The sequence below is a fragment of the Streptomyces sp. CBMA291 genome (genome assembly GCF_014596525.1).
GTDB lineage: Bacteria > Actinomycetota > Actinomycetes > Streptomycetales > Streptomycetaceae > Streptomyces.
On record NZ_MSJP01000067.1, the window covers coordinates 113,431 to 134,687 of the forward strand.

At 71.6% G+C, this 21,257-nt stretch carries 14 protein-coding genes and 3 pseudogenes; 10 read left to right on the plus strand and 7 right to left on the minus strand.

Annotated features, from left to right (window positions below; genetic code table 11):
- Nucleotides 1-327: 327 nt before the first annotated feature.
- Together guaA and BU197_RS17390 are read left to right on the plus strand one after the other, a co-directional pair.
- Nucleotides 328-1,929 carry a glutamine-hydrolyzing GMP synthase gene (gene guaA / locus BU197_RS17385; RefSeq protein WP_188269186.1) on the plus strand — a complete coding sequence of 534 codons (1,602 nt, stop codon included), beginning with the start codon at nucleotides 328-330 and terminating at the stop codon, nucleotides 1,927-1,929.
- 216 nt (nucleotides 1,930-2,145) lie between these two features.
- On the plus strand, nucleotides 2,146-2,481 hold the full coding sequence (locus BU197_RS17390; protein WP_188269187.1) for a lysine transporter LysE: 336 nt from the start codon (nucleotides 2,146-2,148) through the stop codon (nucleotides 2,479-2,481).
- 35 nt (nucleotides 2,482-2,516) lie between these two features.
- Here BU197_RS17390 and BU197_RS17395 read toward each other — a convergent pair.
- A pseudogene (locus BU197_RS17395) lies at nucleotides 2,517-3,727 on the minus strand (IS110 family transposase).
- A 520-nt stretch (nucleotides 3,728-4,247) separates the two neighbouring features.
- On the opposite strand from BU197_RS17395, the gene BU197_RS17400 reads away from it, so the two are divergent.
- Together BU197_RS17400 and BU197_RS17405 are read left to right on the plus strand one after the other, a co-directional pair.
- Nucleotides 4,248-5,036, plus strand: a complete 789-nt coding sequence (locus BU197_RS17400; RefSeq protein ID WP_188269188.1) for a class II aldolase/adducin family protein — start codon at nucleotides 4,248-4,250, stop codon at nucleotides 5,034-5,036.
- Between the two features lie 174 nt (nucleotides 5,037-5,210).
- Nucleotides 5,211-6,497: a hypothetical protein gene (locus tag BU197_RS17405; protein WP_411158498.1), complete on the plus strand. Its 1,287-nt coding sequence runs from the start codon at nucleotides 5,211-5,213 to the stop codon at nucleotides 6,495-6,497.
- Between the two features lie 57 nt (nucleotides 6,498-6,554).
- Here the strand turns inward: BU197_RS17405 and BU197_RS30535 are convergent, their stop codons facing one another.
- Nucleotides 6,555-6,923: a hypothetical protein gene (locus BU197_RS30535; RefSeq protein ID WP_223182456.1), complete on the minus strand. Its 369-nt coding sequence runs from the start codon at nucleotides 6,921-6,923 to the stop codon at nucleotides 6,555-6,557.
- A gap of 246 nt (nucleotides 6,924-7,169) precedes the next feature.
- Here BU197_RS30535 and BU197_RS30540 point away from each other — a divergent pair.
- Nucleotides 7,170-7,652: pseudogene (locus tag BU197_RS30540) on the plus strand (DoxX family protein); the annotation flags it as partial.
- Nucleotides 7,653-7,808: 156 nt separating this feature from the next.
- Here BU197_RS30540 and BU197_RS17415 read toward each other — a convergent pair.
- Nucleotides 7,809-9,155, minus strand: coding sequence for a PspC domain-containing protein (locus BU197_RS17415; protein WP_188269191.1), 1,347 nt, complete (start codon nucleotides 9,153-9,155; stop codon nucleotides 7,809-7,811).
- Between the two features lie 156 nt (nucleotides 9,156-9,311).
- On the opposite strand from BU197_RS17415, the gene BU197_RS17420 reads away from it, so the two are divergent.
- Complete coding sequence (locus BU197_RS17420) at nucleotides 9,312-10,574, plus strand: ATP-binding protein (RefSeq protein WP_188269192.1); 1,263 nt, start codon at nucleotides 9,312-9,314, stop codon at nucleotides 10,572-10,574.
- On the plus strand, nucleotides 10,571-11,332 hold the full coding sequence (locus tag BU197_RS17425; protein WP_223182457.1) for a LuxR C-terminal-related transcriptional regulator: 762 nt from the start codon (nucleotides 10,571-10,573) through the stop codon (nucleotides 11,330-11,332). The genes BU197_RS17420 and BU197_RS17425 overlap by 4 nt, the downstream gene beginning before the upstream one ends.
- A gap of 224 nt (nucleotides 11,333-11,556) precedes the next feature.
- On the opposite strand, the pseudogene BU197_RS31505 reads toward BU197_RS17425, so the two are convergent.
- A pseudogene (locus BU197_RS31505) lies at nucleotides 11,557-11,919 on the minus strand (C40 family peptidase); the annotation flags it as partial.
- A gap of 941 nt (nucleotides 11,920-12,860) precedes the next feature.
- Here BU197_RS31505 and BU197_RS17435 point away from each other — a divergent pair.
- Together BU197_RS17435 and pcrA are read left to right on the plus strand one after the other, a co-directional pair.
- Nucleotides 12,861-13,214, plus strand: coding sequence for a hypothetical protein (locus BU197_RS17435; protein WP_188269194.1), 354 nt, complete (start codon nucleotides 12,861-12,863; stop codon nucleotides 13,212-13,214).
- Between the two features lie 217 nt (nucleotides 13,215-13,431).
- A complete protein-coding gene (gene pcrA, locus BU197_RS17440) occupies nucleotides 13,432-15,879 on the plus strand; it encodes a DNA helicase PcrA (RefSeq protein ID WP_188269195.1) in 2,448 nt (815 codons plus the stop codon).
- Nucleotides 15,880-16,007: 128 nt separating this feature from the next.
- On the opposite strand, the gene BU197_RS17445 is transcribed toward pcrA, so the two are convergent.
- Together BU197_RS17445 and BU197_RS17450 are read right to left on the minus strand one after the other, a co-directional pair.
- Complete coding sequence (locus BU197_RS17445; protein ID WP_188269196.1) at nucleotides 16,008-17,741, minus strand: peptidoglycan DD-metalloendopeptidase family protein; 1,734 nt, start codon at nucleotides 17,739-17,741, stop codon at nucleotides 16,008-16,010.
- A gap of 298 nt (nucleotides 17,742-18,039) precedes the next feature.
- Entirely contained in the window at nucleotides 18,040-18,900 is an 861-nt protein-coding gene (locus BU197_RS17450; protein WP_223182459.1) for an esterase/lipase family protein, read from the minus strand.
- A 288-nt stretch (nucleotides 18,901-19,188) separates the two neighbouring features.
- Here BU197_RS17450 and BU197_RS17455 point away from each other — a divergent pair, with 288 nt between their 5' ends.
- Nucleotides 19,189-19,596 (plus strand): cobalamin B12-binding domain-containing protein, encoded by a 408-nt coding sequence (locus tag BU197_RS17455; RefSeq protein WP_188269197.1) that lies wholly within the window; start codon nucleotides 19,189-19,191, stop codon nucleotides 19,594-19,596.
- A gap of 83 nt (nucleotides 19,597-19,679) precedes the next feature.
- Here BU197_RS17455 and BU197_RS17460 read toward each other — a convergent pair.
- Nucleotides 19,680-21,257: DUF5691 domain-containing protein (locus BU197_RS17460; protein WP_223184093.1), on the minus strand; the 1,578-nt coding region annotated here is incomplete at its 5' end.

A 21,257-nucleotide genomic window follows, 5' to 3' on the forward strand; every position in this document is an offset into this window, starting at 1 on the left:
GGACCCGGCGGCTGCCGGACCCTGTCGGATGCCCCGGGGCGACCCGGCCCGTAAACGACAGAACGCCCCGGGCCTGTCGGCCCGGGGCGCCTGGGAAGTCGCTTGTCAGTTGCTCAAGCAGCACGACCATGGCAGCCGGTGGGCCGGTTGCCATAGGTAAAGACGAAGGTCGTGAGCTTGCGCATGGGGACCAGTATGGACCCTGCCGAGCCCCGGGAACCCACCCCGCCCGGATGGTGAGACGGAAAGCGCCACCGGCGCGCCGGTAGAATCGGCAGATAGCACCCCCCTTTCGGGGACACCTCCTACCGCCGGAAGGCCGCCGTAGTGTCATCAGTGACCCCCGCTGCCGCGCCCGACGTCACCAACCCGGACGTAGTCCTCGTTGTCGACTTCGGCGCACAGTACGCCCAGCTCATCGCCCGTCGCGTCCGTGAGGCCCGGGTCTACAGCGAGATCGTCCCGTCCACCATGCCGGTGGCCGAGATGCTGGCCAAGAACCCCAAGGCGATCATCCTCTCCGGCGGCCCGTCCTCCGTGTACGCGGAAGGCGCCCCGCGCCTCGACCGCGGCCTCTTCGAGGCCGGCGTCCCCGTCTTCGGCATGTGCTACGGCTTCCAGCTGATGGCGACCGCCCTCGGCGGCACCGTCGACGACAACGGCGCCCGCGAGTACGGCCGCACCCCGCTGCACGTCACCAAGGCCGGCTCCACCCTCTTCGAGGGCACCCCGGTCGAGCAGTCGGTGTGGATGTCGCACGGCGACGCCTGCTCCGCCGCTCCCGAGGGCTTCACCGTCACCGCGTCCACCGACGTCGTGCCCGTCGCCGCCTTCGAGAACGACGAGAAGAAGCTCTACGGCGTCCAGTACCACCCCGAGGTGCTGCACTCCACGCACGGCCAGCAGATCCTGGAGCACTTCCTCTACCGCGGCGCCGGCATCGAGCCCAGCTGGACCACGGGCAACGTGATCGAGGAGCAGGTCGCGGCCATCCGCGCCCAGGTCGGCACCAAGCGCGCCATCTGCGGTCTCTCCGGCGGCGTCGACTCCGCCGTGGCCGCCGCGCTCGTCCAGAAGGCCATCGGCTCGCAGCTCACCTGCGTCTACGTCGACCACGGCCTGATGCGCAAGAACGAGACCGAGCAGGTCGAGAAGGACTTCGTCGCCGCCACCGGCGTCCAGCTCAAGGTCGTCGACGCCCAGGACCGCTTCCTCGCCGCCCTCGCCGGGGTCTCCGACCCGGAGACCAAGCGCAAGATCATCGGTCGCGAGTTCATCCGCGTCTTCGAGCAGGCGCAGGCCGAGATCATCGCCGAGTCCGCGGGCACCGGCGAGGACGTCGCGTTCCTCGTCCAGGGCACGCTCTACCCGGACATCGTCGAGTCCGGCGGCGGCACCGGCACCGCCAACATCAAGTCCCACCACAACGTGGGCGGCCTCCCCGAGGACCTGGAGTTCGAGCTCGTCGAGCCGCTGCGCCAGCTCTTCAAGGACGAGGTCCGCATGGTCGGCCAGGAACTCGGCCTGCCCGAGGAGATCGTCCAGCGCCAGCCCTTCCCCGGCCCCGGCCTCGGCATCCGCATCGTCGGCGAGGTCACCAAGGAGCGCCTGGACCTGCTGCGCGAGGCCGACGCCATCGCCCGCGAGGAGCTGACCGCGGCCGGTCTCGACCGCGAGATCTGGCAGTGCCCGGTCGTGCTGCTCGCCGACGTCCGCTCCGTGGGCGTCCAGGGAGACGGTCGCACCTACGGCCACCCGATCGTCCTCCGTCCGGTCTCCTCCGAGGACGCCATGACGGCCGACTGGTCGCGCCTGCCGTACGAGGTCCTCGCCAGGATCTCGACCCGCATCACCAACGAGGTCGCCGACGTCAACCGAGTCGTCCTCGACGTCACCAGCAAGCCGCCGGGCACCATCGAGTGGGAGTAGTCGCCCCCACTCCCTGAGCCCGACGAAGCCGCCGCCTCGCGCCCACCGCACGAGCCGGCGGCTTCGTCGCGTCCGGGGGCCTCTGTGTCCTTCGTCAAGGTGTGGCCGTGTGCCGCAGTCGGCGGCTCTTGAGCACCCCGGCAACCATTCCGGCTCGGCGGGGGTCCTCCATACCAGGCCCCGCTCGGGGCCATCAACGCAAGAGGGAGGAGCGTCATGGGGGTCCGCAGGGCAGCGAAAGGCGTCGGTGACTTCCTGGTCGGGACGCTGGGAGAAGCCGTCGCCGAGGTGATCCTCAGCCTGCTCGCCTGTGCCCTGCTCGGCTGCCTGGCTCTGATCGCCTACCTGAGCTGGTCCCTCAGCCCGCGCTTCACCATCGCGGGGGCTGGGCTGCTCAGCCTCCTCCTTGCCCACGGCGCTTGGCAGACCTTCCGCACCCCCGCGAAGGGGCGCCGTCGGGGCCTCGCCGCCCTGACCGCTGTCGGTTTCGCCGTGACCGCCATGACGGCCCTCTTCCTGCTGCTCTACTCCACAGGATGCGACTGCCTGTGAGGCCGCTTGGTTCAGCTACGCAAGTCCGAGGCCGGTCATGCGGTAGCTGTTTCGGGGACGCGTGACTCGTGGAAGGCGCCGTCGCGGAGCATGGCGAACAGGACGCTGATGCGTTGGCGGGCGAGGCGGAGGAGGGCCCGGGTATGGGTCTTGCCGCAGGCTCGTTGCTTGTCGTAGTGGGTGCGGGAGGCCGGGTCGGCGTTCATGCAGGCGAGGGCGGAGAGGAACATGGCGCGTTTGAGCTGGCGGTTTCCGCCTCGGGGTGCGTGTTCGCCGTGGATGGAGGGCCCGGACGATTTCGTTGCGGGTGCGAGGCCCGCGTAGGAGGCGAGGTGGGCGGCGGTAGGGAAGCCGGTGCCGTCGCCGACGGTGACCAGCAGGACGGCGGCGGTCCTGACGCCGACGCCGGGCATCGACGTCAGGACCTTCGAAAGAGGGTGGGTCGCCGGCAGGCTGTTGATCCGGGCTTCCATCGCCCGGCGCTGGGTGTGGACGGCGGCGAGCCGGCCGGCCAGGGAAGGGATCACGGTGTCCAGGGTGCCGGTCCCGGGCACCACCACGGTCTGCTCGTCCAGAGCGTCGAAGACCTCGTCGATCAGTCGCGTGGCCATGCGTGGGGCCTTGGGGCGGATCGGCTCGACGAATCTGCGGCGTCCGGCCTTGCTCAGCGCGGCCGGGGATCCGTAGCGCTCCAGCAGCCAGGTCACGGCCTGGTGGTCGAGGCGGGGGCCATGACGTGTTCCAGGCTGGGGTGGAACTGGGTGAGAAGGCCGTGTATCCGGTGGGAGGTGCGGGTGGCCTCGGCGGCGAGGTCCTGGTCGAAGCCGGTCAGCACGGTCAGTTCGGCGGTGATCTCGTCGGTGAGTTCCAGCGAGCGCAGGGTGTGCGGCATGGTCCGCGCGGCGTCCGCGATGACGGCCGCGTCCTAGACGTCGGTCTTGGCCTCGCCGGGGTAGAGGTCGGCGATCCGGCGCATGGCCAGGCCGGGCAGGTAGGCGACGCGGCATCCGGCGTCGCGGGCGGCGGTCAGCGGCAGGGCGCCGATGGAGGCGTCCTGGTCCACGATGACCAGGACGGTGCCGAACTTCGCGGTCAGCTTCTCGAACACGGCCCGCAGTTTCGGCTCGCTGTCGGGCAGCGGCTTGTCGAAAACCTTCTTCCCGGCCGGGGTCAGCCCGTGGCCGTGGTGAGCGGACTTGCCGACGTCCAGGCCGAGGGACACACCCGCGTCTTCGATCTCGAACATCGTGCCCTTTCGGGGTTTTGGCGGTGCCGGCCTCGGATCGGGTGTCGTGCTCGCGCATCCACGTCATGCAGACCTGCCGCCCGCGAACCGTCCGGCGTTGTGCCGGACCGGGCGGTGGCCGGACCTCTGATCAGCGTCTCCGACGAACACCCCCGGACTCGGTGACACCACCCCCCCAGGTCATGTCTTCGACAGGGGGACACAGTCATGCCGAACCCGGAGGCCAGCGGCCCTCTTGCAGGACCGCGAAGAACATAACGGGGGCGGGGTGACGCGCCTCCGTACGGTGCGGGCTCGGGGTTGCCGCCTTCGTTCGGTCCGGGCTTGAGGTGGCGTGGCTTTGTTCGGTTCGGGCTCGGTACGGCGTGCCTTCGCCGCGTCCGGTCGCCCGTAGGGGGGGCGTGGTTTCGTCGTGTCCGGGCTTGGGTGGTGTGCCGTCCGCGCGTCCGGTCTGCGGCGGTGTGGCTTCGTCGTGTCCGGACTCTGGTGACTTGGCGGAGCGGGCGTTACCTTCCCGCGCATGAGCGCGATACCCGACCCCGTACCCCTCGAACGGCTCCCCTTCGCCATGCCGCCCGTCCACGCGACGGCCGAGGAGGAACGCGTCCACCGCAAACAGCGGATCGCGGGCGCACTGCGGCTCTTCGGCCGCTTCGGGTACGAGGAGGGCGTCTCCGGACACCTCAGCGCCCGCGACCCCGAGTACCCCGACTGCTACTGGGTGAACCCCTTCGGGGCGCCCTTCGACGAGGTGACCGCGAGCGACCTCCTCCTCGTCAACGGCGACGGACAGGTCCTCCAGGGCGGCCGGCACGTGAACCAGGCGGCCTTCACCGTCCACGCCCAGGTCCACCGGGCCCGGCCCGACGCCGTCGCCGTCGCCCACACCCACTCCCTCCACGGACGGGCCCTCGCCGCCCTCGGCGAACTCCTCGACCCGATCACCCAGGAAGCCTGCGCCTTCTACCAGGACCACGCCCTCTACGACGCCTACACCGGAGTCACCGTCGACACCGAGGAAGCACGCCGCGTCGCCGTCGCCCTCGGCCCGCTCAAGGCCATCGTGCTCCGCAACCACGGTCTCCTCACCGTCGGAGGCTCCGTCGACGCCGCCGCCTGGTGGTTCATCTCCCTGGAACGCTGCGCCCAGATCCAGCTGACCGCCCGAGCCGCCGGAAAACCGGTCCTGATCGACCACCGCGAAGCCGTCGCCACCCGCGAACAACTCGGCAGCGACCTCGTCGCCTGGATCAACTACCAGCCACTCTGGCGCAAGATCAGCCGCACAGAACCCGAACTCCTGTCGTAACACCATCGCTTCACCTTCCTGTACGTCAATGAGAGGACCCCTCCCTCACTCCCCGGCGGGGTGCGAGTGCGCGCGAAGGGCTCCGGTGCGGCACAATTCCCTGGAATCCAAGGCTGGTTGACCGTTCGGGGTGTTCCGGCGCACAACGTGAAGTGAGCTCGGGAAGTGAGCACCGTGACGGCACAAGAGGCGAGACAACACGGCGGACACGCGACGGCCTGCGCCGGTTGCGCCCACTGCGGGAAGGCCGGTCACCGACGCGCCGTCGCCGCCTTCCTCGCCCGCCGCGACGAACTCGCCACCGGGCACGGCGTCCCCACCGCCGTCGCCCACTCCCCGGTCGCCGCCCGACAGTGGGTCTCCGACGAACTCGCCCAATCCGCCCGCGCGGTCGCCGCACACGGCCGTGAGGCCGGACTCGCCCGACTCGACCGGGTTTACCGGAGCACCCTCGGCACCCTCTGGGGCGCCGTTCTCGCCCTCCTCCTCGGCCAGGCCCTCACCGCGATCCACTCCGGCTGGTCCGGCGCCCGCACGGCCGGTCTCTGCACCGCCCTGGCCCTCGCCGCCCTCCTCACAGCGGGCGCCCACGCCCACCGCACCCGCGGTGGCCTCCTCGCCCCCCTGATCGACGAGGACAACCGCCTCTCCACCTCCCGTGCCGTCGCCGCCTCCTGGCTCCTGCTCCTCGGCTACACCCTTCTCTTCCTCACCTTCCTCGCACCCGGTACGACGGGCGCGACCGGCACTGTCGATGGGGCCGGTGTGGACGGTGTGACGGATGCCGCCCCCTTCGCGCTTGCCCGTGGGGCGGGCCTCCTCACCGTCCTCGCCCTGGTGGCGACCGTCACCGTGACCGCCCGCCTCGTCGTCTCCTCCGGCACCGCCTCCGGCCGCCTCCAGAAGGTCCGCGCCGACCGTCCGCGCGCCGCCGACCTCCTCTGCGACGACAGCGGCCGGGCCGCCCTCGCCGACATCCAGTACCTCCTCGTCTCCACCGCCGTCCTCGCCCTCACCGCCGTCGGCCTCGCCCGCGACCCCTCCCGGCTCCCCGAGGTGCCCTGGTCCCTGGTCGTCCTCCTCGGCGTCTCCGCCCTCTGGTACCTCGCCGCCCAGTGCTCCGAGGGCACCCGCCCCACGATCCACTCGGTGGTCCGGTCCCGCGAGGCCGGCGACCTCGACGCCCCGATCCGCACCGGTGATGACATCGAGATCCGAGGCCAAGGCTTCGTCCCGCCCGGCGCCGGTGCCCCCGACCCCCTGACCCGTCTGGTGGTCCGCATCGGCCCGGTCCACACCCACGTCCCCCTCGTCCCGGTCCAAGGCGGCTTCGCCAACCCCACGGATGCCTCCCTCACCGTCCCCCTCCCCGCCGATGTGGAACCCGGCCGGGTGGAGGTGTCCGTCGTGACAGCGGCGGGTGTCGAGACCAACCGGGTAGTGATCGACGTCGTCGACTGACCACCCCGGCCCCGTCCCGCGCCCCACGGCGACCCCCCGGGGAGAATCGTTCCGCGATCAGCCATACGGGGCGTGGAGAGGTGACCGGCGATGACGGGACGAACAGACCGGGAGGCCCCGGCCCCCACCGAGGGTCGCGAGGCCGCCGAGAGCCACGGGGCCGCCGAGGGTCGCGATGCGACCGAGGGTCGCGATGCGACCGAGAGTCGTGAAGCAACTGAGGGCTGCGATGCCGCTGAGCGGCGCGATGCCGAGATGAGCGGGGATACCGACATGGGCGGCGACGCAGACAAGGGCCGGGCCGGGCTCGTGGCCGCCGCCGACCGCGAGGGTCAGGGTGACGGTGAGGGGCCGGGAGGCCGGGTGAGGCCGGTGGGCCAGACGGGTCCCGCCGATCGTGAGGGGCGCGAGGGGCGAGGTGACCATGAAGGGCCGGTGGCCCGTGACTGGGCTCCGGGGGGAACCGCCGGGCCCGGCGGTCCTGGTGGCCCTACCGAGTCCGCCGGATTTGGAGGATCTGGCGGATCCGGGGGACCTGCCAGGTCTGAGGGACCTGCCGGATCCGGCGGATCTGCTGGGCCTGGGGGACTTGGTGGGCCGGGTGGGCTCGGGGGGCCTGGCGGACCAGGTGGGCTCGGAGGGCCTGGCGGACCGGGTGGGTTCGCCGGGCTCGGCGGGGGCGATGGTGTCGGTGGGTGGAAGGCATTCGCCTCCCGTTGCGCGCTCCTTCCGCTGCGGCTCTTCCTCGGCATCACCTTCCTCTACGCCGGATTCGACAAGCTCACCGATCCCGCCTTCTTCAGCGACTCCGGCAGCGGTTCCATCGGCGAGATGATGAGGGGGGTCCGGGACTCCTCGGCTCTCCCCGCCCTCGTCGATCTCGCCCTCAAGAACCCCACCGGATTCGGCTACGCCATTGCCTTCGGGGAACTCGCCGTGGGGCTCGGGACCCTGCTGGGTCTCTTCGCCCGCGTGGCGGCGCTCGGGGGCGCGCTGATCTCCCTGAGCCTCTGGCTGACCGTGAGCTGGCAGGTGCAGCCGTACTACCTCGGCAACGACCTCGCCTATCTGATGTCCTGGCTCCCGCTGCTGCTCGCCGGAGCGTCCATGCTGTCGCTGGACAGGCTCCTCGCCGTGCGGCGCCGTATTCGATAGGCCACCCAGGTCACCAGGCCGGCCACCCCCAGACCACCACCGAGCACCGGGAACGCCACGTACCAGGGAGCCGTCCAGGCTCCTGTCGCGTCCCCCGCGTACACGGCGGCCAGGGCCAGGGCGCTGAGGCCGGCCAGCAGGCGGCCGGGGCGGAACTCATGAAGCAGCACGGGTGACCTCCAGCTGACCGATGCCGACCTCAAGCGAGAGGTCCAGGGTGCCCGCCGGGGTGGTCCCGGCCGGCGGTTCGATAGTCCGGTTCACCTTGCGGTCCGGCGAGATGTCGATGTCGTCGGCGCGCTCGCCGGGCAGCCGCAGGTCCCCGAGCGCGACCTTGCCGTGCAGCTTCACCACCGCGTTCGCCGGCACGATCACCTTGATCCGGCCCGCGCCCACACCGACCGAGGTCGAGACCGTCGTCCCGGCGGGGACCGGAAGCTCCGACAGATCGAGCGTGCCGACCCCGGTGCCCACCTCGTAGTGCTGCTGTACGGCGGTCACCGAAACCGGCTTCCAGGTGTCACGGATCCACTCGGTGCTGATGCTCGTGGGCAGCGCCGTGGTCACGGCCAGCAGGCTCGCCGTGAGCACGGTGTGGAAGATCGTGCCGAAGCCCGTCCGGCCGACGAAGCTGCTGACGACCAGGCCGATGCCGAACACCGCGAGCGCGGCGGTCAGACCGGTTTGCAGGCTCGTACGCAGCGGTTCGGTCTCCCAGGTGGCCGCGGTACCGATCACGGCCGCGATCATGGCGAGCAGGTACACGACGCCACCGATGGACCGCGGGCTCCGGCGCACCGAGGGCTGCGGGCGCTGCGGGGCCGACGGCGCGGGGCCCCACTGGCTGCCGGGCTTCGGCACAGTGCCGTTCACCCTGCCGCCCTCGTCCAGGACTCCGTGCGGCCCCCAGAGGTAGCCGATGGCCACTTTGCCCGTCGATCCGTCCTTGACTATGGGGTCCTTCCACCAGGACGTGTACTCGACGCGCGGTGGTGCCTTGGTCTCGGGCGGTGCGTCGGGGACCACGAGGGCGGCAGCCGCCGACTCCACCCGGCCCTCGGGCTCGACCGTGCCGGTCTGCCGGTGCCGGGACCACACGGCCGCTGCGGAGACCACGGACGCCAGCAGGAGCGCGGAGCCCAGCATCGAGCCGCTGTGCAGCATCGACAGGAAGACACCGCAGCCCACCAGGGCCATCAGGAGCGCGACCAGCGAAGCCCCGGAGACCCGGCCGGTCAGCAGCCTGCGGACTTCGTTCTCCTCTTCGTCCGCGAGCGGGACCAGGAGCCAGGCGAAGCCGTAGAAGATCAGCCCGAGGCCGCCCGGCACGGTCAGGACACCGAGCGCCACGCGGAAGATCACGGGGTCGAGGTCGAAGTACCGGCCGAGACCGCCACAGACCCCGCCCAGGACCTTGCCCTCGCGCGAGCGCCGCAGAGGAGGGGTCGTATCGGCCTCCGCCGGCGGCGGGGCCTCGTGCTGCGAAGGCATCGAACTCGTCATGCCTCCATGGTGACGGCCCGTGACGCCGAGCGGCACCGGGGACAACCCTGGCCCGACCCTGATATTCGGAGGCCCGTTCTCCCTGAGTCGTTACCAGGGTCGATCTCAGGGCCGACCCTGATGTCCCGAGCGGTCCGGACGTGTGACGATCAGTGCATGTCCGCAACCGCTCGTGTCACCGACACCGACGAACCGCCCGTGCGCAAGCTCTACCGGAGCGCCGACGGGCGGTGGCTCGGCGGTGTCGCGCGCGGTCTCGCCGGACACCTCGGCCTGCCGGTCGTCTGGGTTCGGATGGCCTTCCTGCTCCTCTCCTTCATGGACGGCCTCGGCTTCCTGCTCTACGCGGCCTTCTGGATCGTGGTCCCGCTGGGCGTGGGCGGCCGGACCACTCCCCGCCCCGTCTTCGAGACCACGGCGGACGGGCGCCTCAGACTGCGCAAGCCCGAGCGGGGGCAGATCTTCGCCCTCATAGCGCTCGCGATAGCCGCCGCGGCCGTCATCGGGAACATCAAGGTCGACAACGAGACCGGACGCTACGTCTGGCCCATCATCCTCATCGGCGTCGGTCTCGCCATGGTCTGGCGTCAGGCGGACAACGCACGACGGGCCAGCTGGACGGAGGGCGGGCGGGACAGCCGGGCCTTCCACTTCGCCCGGGGGCTCGTCGGCGTCGCCCTGGTCGGCACCGGTCTTGCGGTCTTCGTCGTGGTCCGAGGTTCGGTCGCCCAGCTCGGGACGGCGCTCACGGCCGCCGTCGCGGTCCTCACCGGCATAGCACTGCTCGCCGGCCCCTGGCTGGTCCGGATGTCCCAGGACCTGACGGAGGAGCGGACCATGCGCATCAGGGCGCAGGAGCGGGCCGAGGTCGCGGCCCATGTCCACGACTCGGTGCTCCACACCCTCACTCTGATCCAGCGCAACGCCGAGGACGCGGGGGAGGTGCGGCGCCTCGCCCGAGCCCAGGAGCGGGAGCTGCGGAACTGGCTCTACAAGCCCGAGGGCACCGGCAAGGACGAGGAGCCCGAGACCCTCGCCGAGGCGGTGAAGAGAGCCGCGGCCGAGGTGGAGGACAAGCACGGGGTGCCGCTGGAGGTCGTCGTCGTGGGCGACTGTCCGCTCGACGACGGGCTGGTGGCGCAGATGCAGGCCGCGCGCGAGGCGATGGTGAATGCCGCCAAGTACGGTGGCGAGGGCGGGCCAGTCCAGGTGTACGCCGAGGTGGAGGGCCGTATGGTCTTCGTCTCGGTACGGGACCGGGGGCCGGGTTTCGATCTGGACGCGGTGCCCGAGGACAGGATGGGCGTACGAGAATCGATCATCGGCCGGATGCAGCGCAACGGCGGTTCGGCCCGGTTGAGATCGGTGCCGGGCGGGGGCACCGAAGTGGAGCTTGAGATGGAGAGGGCGGACGGATGAGCGACGAGACCGGGGCAGTGAGCGGGGCCGACACGGAGGCGGCGGGCGCGGAGGCGGCCGACGCGGAAGCCGAGGGTGCGGGGAAGGCGGGTGTGGACCGCCGGGTGCGGGTGGTGCTCGTCGACGACCACCGGATGTTCCGTACCGGGGTGCAGGCGGAGATCGGCCGTACCGACATCACCGGTGTCGAAGTGGTCGGCGAGGCCGCCGATGTCGATCAGGCGGTCACCGTGATCACGGCGACCCGGCCCGAGGTCGTCCTGCTCGATGTGCACCTGCCGGGCGGCGGCGGTGTCGAGGTGCTGCGGCGCTGCGCGAGCCTGATGGGAGCGACGGAGGACCCGGTTCGCTTCCTGGCGCTGTCGGTGTCGGACGCGGCCGAGGACGTGATCGGGGTGATCAGGGGTGGTGCCCGCGGCTACGTCACGAAGACCATCACCGGCACCGATCTGGTCGACTCGATCTTCCGGGTCCAGGAGGGCGACGCCGTGTTCTCGCCCCGGCTCGCCGGCTTCGTCCTGGACGCCTTCGCGTCGACGGACGCGCCGCCGGTGGACGAGGACATGGACCGGCTCACGCAGCGGGAGCGGGAGGTACTGCGGCTGATCGCCCGGGGGTACGCGTACAAGGAGATCGCCAAGCAGCTGTACATCTCGGTGAAGACGGTCGAATCGCATGTCTCGGCGGTGCTGCGCAAGCTTCAGCTGTCCAACCGGCATGAGCTGACCCGTTGGGCCACCGCCCGCCGCCTGGTCTGATCCTCTCCGGCCGCCGGTCCGGCCACCGGGCCCAGACCCTGCCGGACCGGTGCCGACTGAACCCCGGCTCGACTGAACCCCGGCCCGGCCGAGCCCAGGCCCGCCGGGGTCCTGGAAGGACTGGCCCCCGACCCGACCCGGCCCCCGCCCGGCCAAGTCGGGACACCAGGCGAGACAGGTGAGACGGGGGGAGGCGGGGGAGACGGGAAAGTCAGGGGAGGGCGTTAGGCCACTCGGGTGGCTCCTGCGAAGGGCATGTCGGTGATGGGGGCGATGCGTACCGGGGTGCCGGGGCGGGGGGCGTGGATCATCCGGTCGTTGCCGATGTAGAGGCCGACGTGGCTGATGCCGGAGTAGAAGAAGACCAGGTCACCAGGGGCGAGTTCGAAGAGGGGGACGCGGCGGCCCGCGTTGATCTGGGAGTACGTGGTGCGGGGGAGGGAGACACCGGCGGAGCGCCAGGCGGCACGGGTGAGGCCGGAGCAGTCGTAGGCCGAGGGGCCCGTGGCGCCCCAGACGTACGGCTTGCCGAGTTGGGCGTAGGCGAAGGCGATGGCTTGGGCGGCGCGCTCGTTCGGGGCGGGCACGGGGAGGTGGCCGTCGCCTCGGGAGGGACCGGCTCCCACCGTTCCGGTGGAGGTACCGGTCGGGGAGGACCGGGTGCCGAGGGGGCTGGCCTCGGTGGGCTCGTAGCGGGCCCGTTCCTCGGCGGCCAGTCGGTCGAGCAGGGTGCGGGCCTCGGTGAGCTTGCCGAGGGCGAGGGCTTTCCGGTGCTGTGGTTCCATCTCGTCCCGGCGCGGTGCGGTGAGGTGCTGTGTCGACTCGGTGCGGAGTCGTCGGATCGTGGCCGGTTCGCGCTGGACGGCGCGGACGGCGGTGGCCTGGGGTGCGTCCGCTCTCTCGGCGAGGGCGGCGCGTTCCGGTAGGCCGTCGGGGTGGACCGTGAGGGCCTGCCGTACGGCAGGGGCGAGCCGCAGGTACGGGGCGGCGGCCAGGGCGGGGCACCGGGACCGCGGCCCGGCCGGGGCAGGGTGTCGAGACCGGCGTGCCTCGTCGGGGTGCCGGGTCCCGCAGGTGGCTTCGGCGCGCAGCCGGTCCGAGGCGGCGCGGGTGGCGGGGGCGGGGGGTGTGGCGGATGTGTCGAGCGGGGACCGTCGGGTTGGTCGGTGCGCTGCCACGGGGGAAGGTCACCTGCTCTGGCCGGGAGTGGGGACGGGGCGGGACTGGGACCGGTGGTGGGCCGTCACAGGGGAGACGGCCCACCACCGGATTTCCCAGCGGTGGTGGCCGGCTACCGCCGGTGCCCCGGCGGTGGTGGGGAGCGGGCCACCTGAGGAAGGACGCTAAACCGGAGGTCAGGCCGGGTCGACGGGTTGATCACTATTGGCTTCAGTTGGGGGACCGAAGATCGGGTTCTTTCGCCGGAAGGGCGTGGACGGAGGGCATTCCGTCGGCTGCCCGACCGAAGCCCCGGAGTGGGTGGACCCGGGCGGAGGACGGTGCTAGGGCCCCGGTTAGGCTCCGCTTCATGGACGTACTCATCAATGTCTTCGTCGCCCTGCACGTCATCGGTATCGGTGCCCTCCTCGGCGGCTTCCTCACCCAGATGAAGGCGATGGGCGCCGGTACGGCCCGCTTCAGCCCCTCGATGCTGCACGGCGCGCTGACCATGCTGATCACTGGAATCGCCCTCGTCGGCCTGCATCAGGCGGAGGGGCACACGGTGAACAACATCAAGGTCGGCATCAAGCTGGCGATCCTCGTCGTCGTCCTCGGCCTGGTCTACGTCAAGCGGGACGAGGAGACGGTCGACAAGGCCCTTTTCGGCGCCGTCGGCGGTCTGACCATGACGAACATCTTCATCGCGACCCTCTGGGTCTGACCCGCGCCGCCCCGGGGAAGGCCGGTCACGCAGGGACGTGACCGAGGCCTCACCCCCGGACGACCGGCCCCGGTGGCGGTCGTCCGGGAGGGGATCGCAGAAGCGGGATCCCGCGAGGTCGGATCCCGCGAGGTCGGATTCGGAGAGGCGGATTCGGAGAGGTCGGATCCGGAGGCGGGCCCCGGATGTCGGTGCGGCGTCCTAGACTCGTGAGGCGATGAGCAGCCTCTTTGACGACAGCTTCCTGGCAGGTCTCCAGAACCACTCCTCGGAGGAGCCCCCGCCCCACCCCGAGGACGACGAGCACAGTGCTCCGGCCGCGGAGGAGGTCCCGCACGACCTCTTCGGGGAGCACTTCGACGCGCCCCCGCCCCGGGACGCGTACTACCGCGACGGGCACCCCCGGCCCGTCGTGGACCCCGCCGCGCTCCTGGAAGGGCTGAACGAGCAGCAGCGTGCCGCCGTCGTCCACACCGACACCCCGCTGCTCATCGTGGCCGGCGCGGGTTCGGGCAAGACCCGGGTCCTCACCCACCGCATCGCCCACCTGCTGGGCACCCGGCACGTCCACCCCGGCCAGATCCTGGCGATCACCTTCACCAACAAGGCCGCGGGCGAGATGAAGGAGCGCGTCGAGCAGCTCGTCGGGCCCCGGGCGAACGCGATGTGGGTGATGACCTTCCACAGCGCCTGCGTCCGCATCCTGCGCCGTGAGTCGAAGAGGCTCGGCTTCACCTCCTCCTTCTCGATCTACGACGCCGCCGACTCGAAGCGGCTGATGTCCCTGGTCTGCCGTGACCTGGACCTCGACCCGAAGAAGTTCCCGCCGAAGTCGTTCAGCGCCAAGATCTCGAATCTCAAGAACGAGCTGATCGACGAGGAGACCTTCGCCGATCAGGCGGCCGACGGTTTCGAGAAGACGCTGGCCGAGGCGTACCGGATGTACCAGGCGCGGCTGCGCGAGGCCAACGCCCTGGACTTCGACGACATCATCATGACGACGGTCCACCTGCTCCAGGCGTTCCCCGACGTCGCCGAGCACTACCGCCGCCGCTTCCGCCATGTCCTCGTCGACGAGTACCAGGACACCAACCACGCCCAGTACACCCTCGTGCGGGAGCTAGTCGGCACCGGATACGAGGATCTCGGCCCGGCCGAGCTGTGCGTCGTCGGCGACGCGGACCAGTCGATCTACGCCTTCCGGGGCGCGACGATCCGCAACATCCTCCAGTTCGAGGAGGACTACCCGGACGCGACGACGATCCTCCTGGAGCAGAACTACCGCTCCACGCAGACGATCCTGTCCGCCGCCAACGCCGTCATCGAGCGCAACGAGTCCCGCCGCCCCAAGAACCTGTGGACGAACGCGGGCGCGGGCGCGGGGATCATCGGATACGTCGCCGACACCGAGCACGACGAGGCGCAGTTCGTCGCCGACGAGATCGACCGGCTCACGGACGCGGGCGACGCCAAGGCGGGAGACGTCGCCGTCTTCTACCGGACCAACGCCCAGTCCCGTGTCTTCGAAGAGATCTTCATCCGGGTCGGGCTGCCCTACAAGGTCGTCGGCGGCGTGCGCTTCTACGAGCGCAAGGAGGTCCGGGACGTCCTGGCGTATCTGCGCGTCCTCGCCAACCCCGAGGACAACGTGCCGCTGCGCCGCATCCTCAACGTCCCCAAGCGGGGCATCGGCGAGCGTGCCGAGGCGATGATCGACGCGCTCTCCCTTCGCGAGAAGATCACTTTCCCGCAGGCGCTCAAGCGGGTCGACGAGGCGTACGGCATGGCGGCGCGCTCGGCGAACGCGGTGAAGCGGTTCAACGCGCTCATGGACGAGCTGCGTACCATCGTCGAGTCCGGCGCCGGACCCGCCGTCGTCCTGGAAGCGGTCCTGGAGCGCACCGGCTATCTGGCCGAGCTTCAGGCGTCGACGGATCCGCAGGACGAGACCCGTATCGAGAACCTTCAGGAACTCGCCGCCGTCGCGCTGGAGTTCGAGCAGGAGCGGGGTGAGGAGCCCGCGACGCTCGCCGAGTTCCTGGAGAAGGTCGCGCTCGTCGCCGACTCCGACCAGATCCCGGACGAGGACGAGGAGGGCGCGGGCGTCATCACCCTGATGACGCTGCACACCGCCAAGGGCCTGGAGTTCCCGGTGGTGTTCCTGACAGGCATGGAGGACGGTGTCTTCCCGCATATGCGCGCGCTCGGCCAGACGAAGGAACTGGAGGAGGAGCGGCGCCTGGCGTACGTGGGCATCACGCGCGCGCGTGAGCGGCTCTACCTCACCCGTTCGTCGATGCGCAGCGCCTGGGGACAGCCCTCGTACAACCCGGCCTCGCGTTTCCTGGAGGAGATCCCGGCGGCGTATCTGGAGTGGAAGCGGACCGGGCCGATGGTGAAGCCCGCCGGTCCCACCTCGGGGATCACGTCGTCTCTCTCGTCCTCGCGTGCGCGTTCCGGACCCTCGGGTTTCGCCACCCGGCGTGCGGGGGAGAAGCCGGTGATCTCGCTCCAGGTCGGCGACCGGGTCACGCACGACCAGTTCGGTCTGGGCACGGTGACGGCGGTGACCGGTGTGGGCGCGGACGCGCAGGCGACGATCGACTTCGGCGACGAGAAGCCGAAGCGGCTGCTGCTGCGGTACGCGCCCGTCGAGAAGCTGTAGTGACGGCCCCGTCCTTCCGTACGACGAGATGACGGAGGGACGGAAGGCGGAACGACGTGGAGGAGCGGGCCCGGTCGAGAGACGGGCCCGCTCCTCCAGTCGTTTCGTCGTACGAAGACGCGGTGCGGTCAGCTGGTCGGGTCGAGGCCCTTGGTGCGCAGCCAGGCCAGCGGGTCGATGGCGAAGCCGCCGCCCGGCCGGACCTCGAAGTGGAGGTGCGGGCCGGTGGAGTTGCCGGAGTCGCCGGAGTACGCGATGACATCGCCGGCCTTGACGTGGCCCGAGCGGATCTTGGCGCTGCTGAGGTGGCAGTACCAGGTCTCGGTGCCGTCGGCGGCGGTCACGATCACCATGTTGCCGTAGGCGCTGTTGAGCTGGGTGCGGACGGTGCCGTCGGTCGCGGCCATCACGGGCGTGCCGGTGAACACGGGGAAGTCGATGCCGGTGTGCACCGACATCCAGTTGACGCCCGACTGCCCGAAGCGGGCGCTGAGCTGGTGGAGCTTCACCGGCAGACTGAACTTGGGGCGCAGGGCCTCCTTGCGGACCGCCTCGGCTTCGCGCTTCTTCCGGTCGGCTTCCTGGCGCTGCCGCAGGTCGATGCGTTCCTGGGTGCGGCTGGCGCGCTCGCCGAAGTCGCGGGCGTCTGCGCTGAGCGCGGCGAGCTGGGTATCGAGCGCGTTGTTGGCGGCGACCTGCTTGACGGAGGTGGCGTCCGAGGCGGCGAGTGCGGAGGTGTTCTCCTTCTTGCCGTCGTCGCCGGATCCGGTGAGACCGCCGACGGAGGCGGCGGCGATGCCCGCGACGCCCATGACGCAGGCGCTGGGAACGGCGATGGTCAGGAGCGCGGACCGTTTGGCGGGGGTACGGCGGCGGCCTCGGCCACCGCTGGGGGCGCGGCGCGCGGTGCGGCCGGCGAGCGGGGAGTCCGTACGAAGCTCGACGGCGGGCCGGTCGTCGGCGGCGGGGCCGGAACCGGGGTCCGGCTCGGCGTCGGTGACGGTGCCGGATTCGGCGTCGTGCCCTTCGCTTTCGAAGCCCCTGGCCTCGAAGCCCGTGGTCTCGAAGCCCGTGGTCTCGAAGCCCGTGGTCTCGGGGCCGGTGTCCTTCGTGCCGTCCGTGGCGGTGAGGTCCGGGTGGTGCGCGGTGAGGGGTTCGGCGTGGTCCGTCTCCGCCTCGGTGGCGAAGTCGAACGCGAACTCCGCGGTGTGCTCGACACCCGGCGTGTACTGGTGCGGGATGACGGGCTCGGCCTCCGCGGGGGTCGCCTGGTTCCAGGCGGTCGCGTCGTAGGCGCCGGTGTCGGTCGCGAAGGCGGGGGCGGCCCATTGGCCGGTGGCGTCGTAGGACTCGTGGCCGTACGCGCCCTGCGCGGCGTAGGTGCCGGAGTGGACGGTCTCGTACTGGCCGGTGTGCTGGGCCTCGGTCCAGGCGGACGCGTCCCACTGACCGGTGGTGTCGTACGAGCCGGTGGCGTCGAAGGAGCCGGTCGTGGCGTACGTGCCCGTGGTGGTGTCGTACGGCGTGGCGGCGTACTGGCCGGTGGCCGTCGGGTACGCGCCCGTCGTGTCGTACGTACCCGTGGCGTCGTAGCCGCCGGTGGTGCTCCACTGGCCCGTGGTGTCCCACTGGCCGGTCGTGTCCCACTGGCCGGTGGTGTCGTACGAGCCGGTGGCCTGCCGGGTGTCGTACTGCCCCGTCGTCGCGTACGTGCCGGTGGTGTCGTACGCGTGGAAGTCCCACTGGCCGCTCTGGTCCGACTGGCCCGCGGAGTAGGAGCCGTAGTGCGGGTCGACGCCGTAGCCGCCGGTGGTGTGGGCGTCGTCTCCGACGTACCCGGCGTGGGGGTGCTGGTCGTTCACCAACGTCTCTCTCGCCTCGGCATCAGGACCGGTCCGGGGCGGGCCCGACGAGGGGTGTCCCGGGGGGTAAGCAGTGGGCGCGACTGTACCCGGCGGTATGCGCAACCGACAATCTTCGGAGGGGTTTGTGGTGGGGGCAAATGGGCAACCGGCCGTGTTTCACCGGCTTGCTGAAAAAGCTTTGGCCTTGTGTTCGAGAAATGTTCGATACGTGGCGCCGGTATGTCCCTGGCATCTGCATGCCGACGGGGCCCGTGATGCGGGTGGCGCCCGGTGGGGCCCGAGTGATGCCCGGGGGTCAGGCGGCGGATGAGGCGCCGGGGCCGGAGCTTCCCGATGCCCCTGCTTCCGGCCCGTCCCGGCCGTGGCTGTCCGCCACCGGTGCCTCCGGCTCGTCCGCGTCCAGAGCCGCGAGGATTCCGGCGGCCACCGTCGGGTGCACGGGAAGCGCCAGATGCCCGATCCCGCTGACGCGTACGTTGTGCGCGAGCAGGTCCGGATGGTCGAGACGGGCCGTCTCGACCGGCGTCATCATCCGGTCGAGGTCGCTCCAGAAACTCACGAACCGGGTCCGGCAGCCGGGCGCGGGGCGCGCCAGCTCCCGCAGCACCTCGGAACCCGGCCGCATCTGGCGTACCAGCGGATGCGCGTCGGCCAGCGGCACCGCGACGGTGCCGGAGTGCGGGGTGCCCAGGGTGACCAGGGTCCGCACCCGGGTGTCACCGCCGAGGCACTGCACGTAATAACGGGCGATGAGGCCGCCGAGGCTGTGCCCGACGATGTCGACCTCGCTCTGTCCGGTACGGGAACGGATCGCCTCCACCCGGCGGCTCAGCAGCACCGCGGCGGCCCGCAGATCGCAGGTGAGCGGTGAGTAGTTGAGCGATTCGACATGGTCACGACCGTGCCGGGTCAGGGAGCGGCGCAGCAGGACGAAGACCGAACGGTTGTCCACGAAGCCGTGCAGAAGGATCACCGGGCGCCGCCCCGGAACGAGGGACGGCGCGGGAACGCCGAGGGAGGGTCGCTCGGCGGCGATCCCGGTCGGGTAGAGGACGAGATGCCCGGTGAGAATCGCGAACTCCAGGGCGGTGGCCTTCACCAGGGTGGTGACCTTGGCGGTGGTCCTCATCAGGGTGGTGACCTTGGCGAACTCCATGGCCGGCCTCCCTCGCGGGGCGTGGGGACGGGGCGGAGCGCGCGCGTCGCGCGGATGTGCGGCACCGCGACCCGGCGGCCTCGCCGCAGCTCCCCGCGCGCCTGCCCCGGTTGCGGCCTGCGGGCCGAGGCGGTGGGCCCGAAGACGGGGTGCGGCGCGGAGCGAACATGTCCCACGTGTGATTTCCCCCTCGCTCGCCACCGCGAAACGGCGGTGTGCGGGATGCTGGGGATAACGTTCGTTCACCTCCCCGGCAATCAGGCGCGGGGGTCGCATGTGGAGGCAGTGATGGGTGTGACCGGTCCGATCCGCGTGGTGGTTGCCAAGCCGGGTCTCGACGGCCACGATCGCGGGGCCAAGGTGATCGCGCGGGCACTTCGCGATGCCGGTATGGAGGTCATCTACACCGGGCTGCACCAGACGCCCGAGCAGATCGTCGACACGGCGATCCAGGAGGACGCCGACGCGATCGGCCTCTCGATCCTCTCGGGTGCGCACAACACCCTGTTCGTGAAGGTCCTGGAGCTGCTCAAGGACCGCGACGCGGAGGACATCAAGGTCTTCGGCGGCGGCATCATCCCGGAGGCGGACATCGCACCGCTGAAGGAGAAGGGCGTGGCGGCGATCTTCACGCCGGGCGCCACGACGGCCTCGATCGTCGACTGGGTGAACGCGAACGTCCGCGAGTCCGCGTGAACCGGCCGCCCACCGGGTGACCTTGCCGAAGGGCCTTCCTTGAGGGGAGGGCCCTTCGGCGTGTCCGGGGAAGGGCAGGCGACTTACGGGGTGGGTGCCGGTGGCGATGACGACGCCGTCCCCGGTGCCCGGCCCGGACCCGGTCGTCCCGCCGGGCCTGTCTCCTGTGCCGGACCCGCCCCCCTTGCCGGACCCGTCTCCCCTGCTGGGCCTGCCTCTGGCGCCGGGCCGGGCGCCGGAGCCCGGTCCGCGCCCGGCTTCGGCGCCCGGTCCGTGAGTTCGGCCGTCATCGCGGCGCGCAGCCTCAGTGTGGAGACCAGGCGCTGGAAGGCCTCGGCCCAGTAGCCGCCCGCGCCGGGGGATATGTCCTCGGTCTCGTCCGGGCGGGCCGTCAGGGACTCCAGCTGCCGGGCCGACTCCGGGGCGAGGCAGCGCTCCGCGAGGCCCATCACCCCGCTGAAGCTCCAGGGGTAACTGCCCGCGTCCCGCGCGATGTCGAGGGCGTCGACCACGGCCTCGCCGAGCGGTGCGGCCCAGGGCACCTCGCACACGCCGAGCAGCTGGAACGCCTCCGACAGGCCATGGGCGGAGACGAACGAGGCCACCCAGCGCGCCCGTTCCCCCGACGGCAGCGTCGCAAGGAGCCGGGCCCGCTCCGCCAGCGACGACGTGCCCGGACCCGTCGCGGGCGGGGCCGTCGGCGCGCCGAGCAGCGCCCGCGACCAGGCCGCGTCCCGCTGCCGCACCGCCGCCCGGCACCAGGCCGCGTGCAGCTCCGCCTCCCAGCCGTCGCCGACCGGCAGCGCCACGATCTCCTCAGGGCCGCGCCCGCCGAACCGGGGCGGCCAGCAGGACAGCGGCGCCGCCTCGACGAGCTGGCCCAGCCACCAGGACCGCTCGCCCCGCCCCGCCGGGGGCACCGCCATCAGGCCGTCCCGCCGCATCGCCGTGTCGCACTCGTGCGGGGCCTCGACGGTGACCGCCGGAGCGGGCGCCGTCCGGTCGAGACCCACGCACGAGACGGCCCGTGCCGCCATCCGGCCCGCGAACGCCGACTCCGGCAGCGCGGACAGCAGTTCGGCGGCGATGGCACGGACATTGCGGCTGCGGTCGCCGAGGGCCGTCTCCAGGAACTCCTCGTCGGCGCCCGAGAGTCCGGCCCGCAGCGAGTCCAGGAACATCAGCCGGTCCTCCGCCCGCTCGGCGGACCACGTGGACGCGAGCAGGGCGAGCCCGGCGGCCGGGTCCTCGGCACGTACGGAGACCAGGAGGGCGACCCGTTCGGCGAACAGGCCCTCCTCCCACAAGGCCCGCACGCCCGCCGGGTCCCCGGGGCCGGGAAGGGCGCCGCCCGCGCCCGCGCCCCGGAGCGCGAACCGCCACTCGGGGTTCTGCCGTGCCAGCCACAGACCGCGCGGCCCGGCCAGCCGGAGGACCCCGGGGCGCAGGTCGGTGCGTGCGCGGGCCGCGTCGAGAAGGGCGGGCAGGGCGGCGGGCGGCGCCTTGTACCCGTGCCGGTTGGCGAGGGCCAGCCATTGGGGGAGCAGTTCGGCCAGGTCGGGTGTGGCCCCCCGCCGTCCGCCGGGCGAGGGTGCGGTCCGACCCGCGAGCAGCTGGTCGAGCCGCCGCCGCGCCGCCGAGGGCGGCGGTCCGCGCGGGTC

Bases quoted from the DNA above. Each gene is read 5' to 3' on its own strand.
- BU197_RS17455 (WP_188269197.1), top strand. From the start codon at position 19,189: ATGGGTGTGACCGGTCCGATCCGCGTGGTGGTTGCCAAGCCGGGTCTC.
- BU197_RS30535 (WP_223182456.1), bottom strand. From the start codon at position 6,923: ATGGTCACCTCGCCCCTCGCGCCCCTCACGATCGGCGGGACCCGTCTG.
- BU197_RS17400 (WP_188269188.1), top strand. From the start codon at position 4,248: ATGAGCGCGATACCCGACCCCGTACCCCTCGAACGGCTCCCCTTCGCC.
- BU197_RS17450 (WP_223182459.1), bottom strand. From the start codon at position 18,900: ATGGAGTTCGCCAAGGTCACCACCCTGATGAGGACCACCGCCAAGGTC.
- BU197_RS17435 (WP_188269194.1), top strand. From the start codon at position 12,861: ATGGACGTACTCATCAATGTCTTCGTCGCCCTGCACGTCATCGGTATC.
- pcrA (WP_188269195.1), top strand. From the start codon at position 13,432: ATGAGCAGCCTCTTTGACGACAGCTTCCTGGCAGGTCTCCAGAACCAC.
- BU197_RS17390 (WP_188269187.1), top strand. From the start codon at position 2,146: ATGGGGGTCCGCAGGGCAGCGAAAGGCGTCGGTGACTTCCTGGTCGGG.
- BU197_RS17415 (WP_188269191.1), bottom strand. From the start codon at position 9,155: ATGACGAGTTCGATGCCTTCGCAGCACGAGGCCCCGCCGCCGGCGGAG.
- BU197_RS17425 (WP_223182457.1), top strand. From the start codon at position 10,571: ATGAGCGACGAGACCGGGGCAGTGAGCGGGGCCGACACGGAGGCGGCG.
- BU197_RS17420 (WP_188269192.1), top strand. From the start codon at position 9,312: ATGTCCGCAACCGCTCGTGTCACCGACACCGACGAACCGCCCGTGCGC.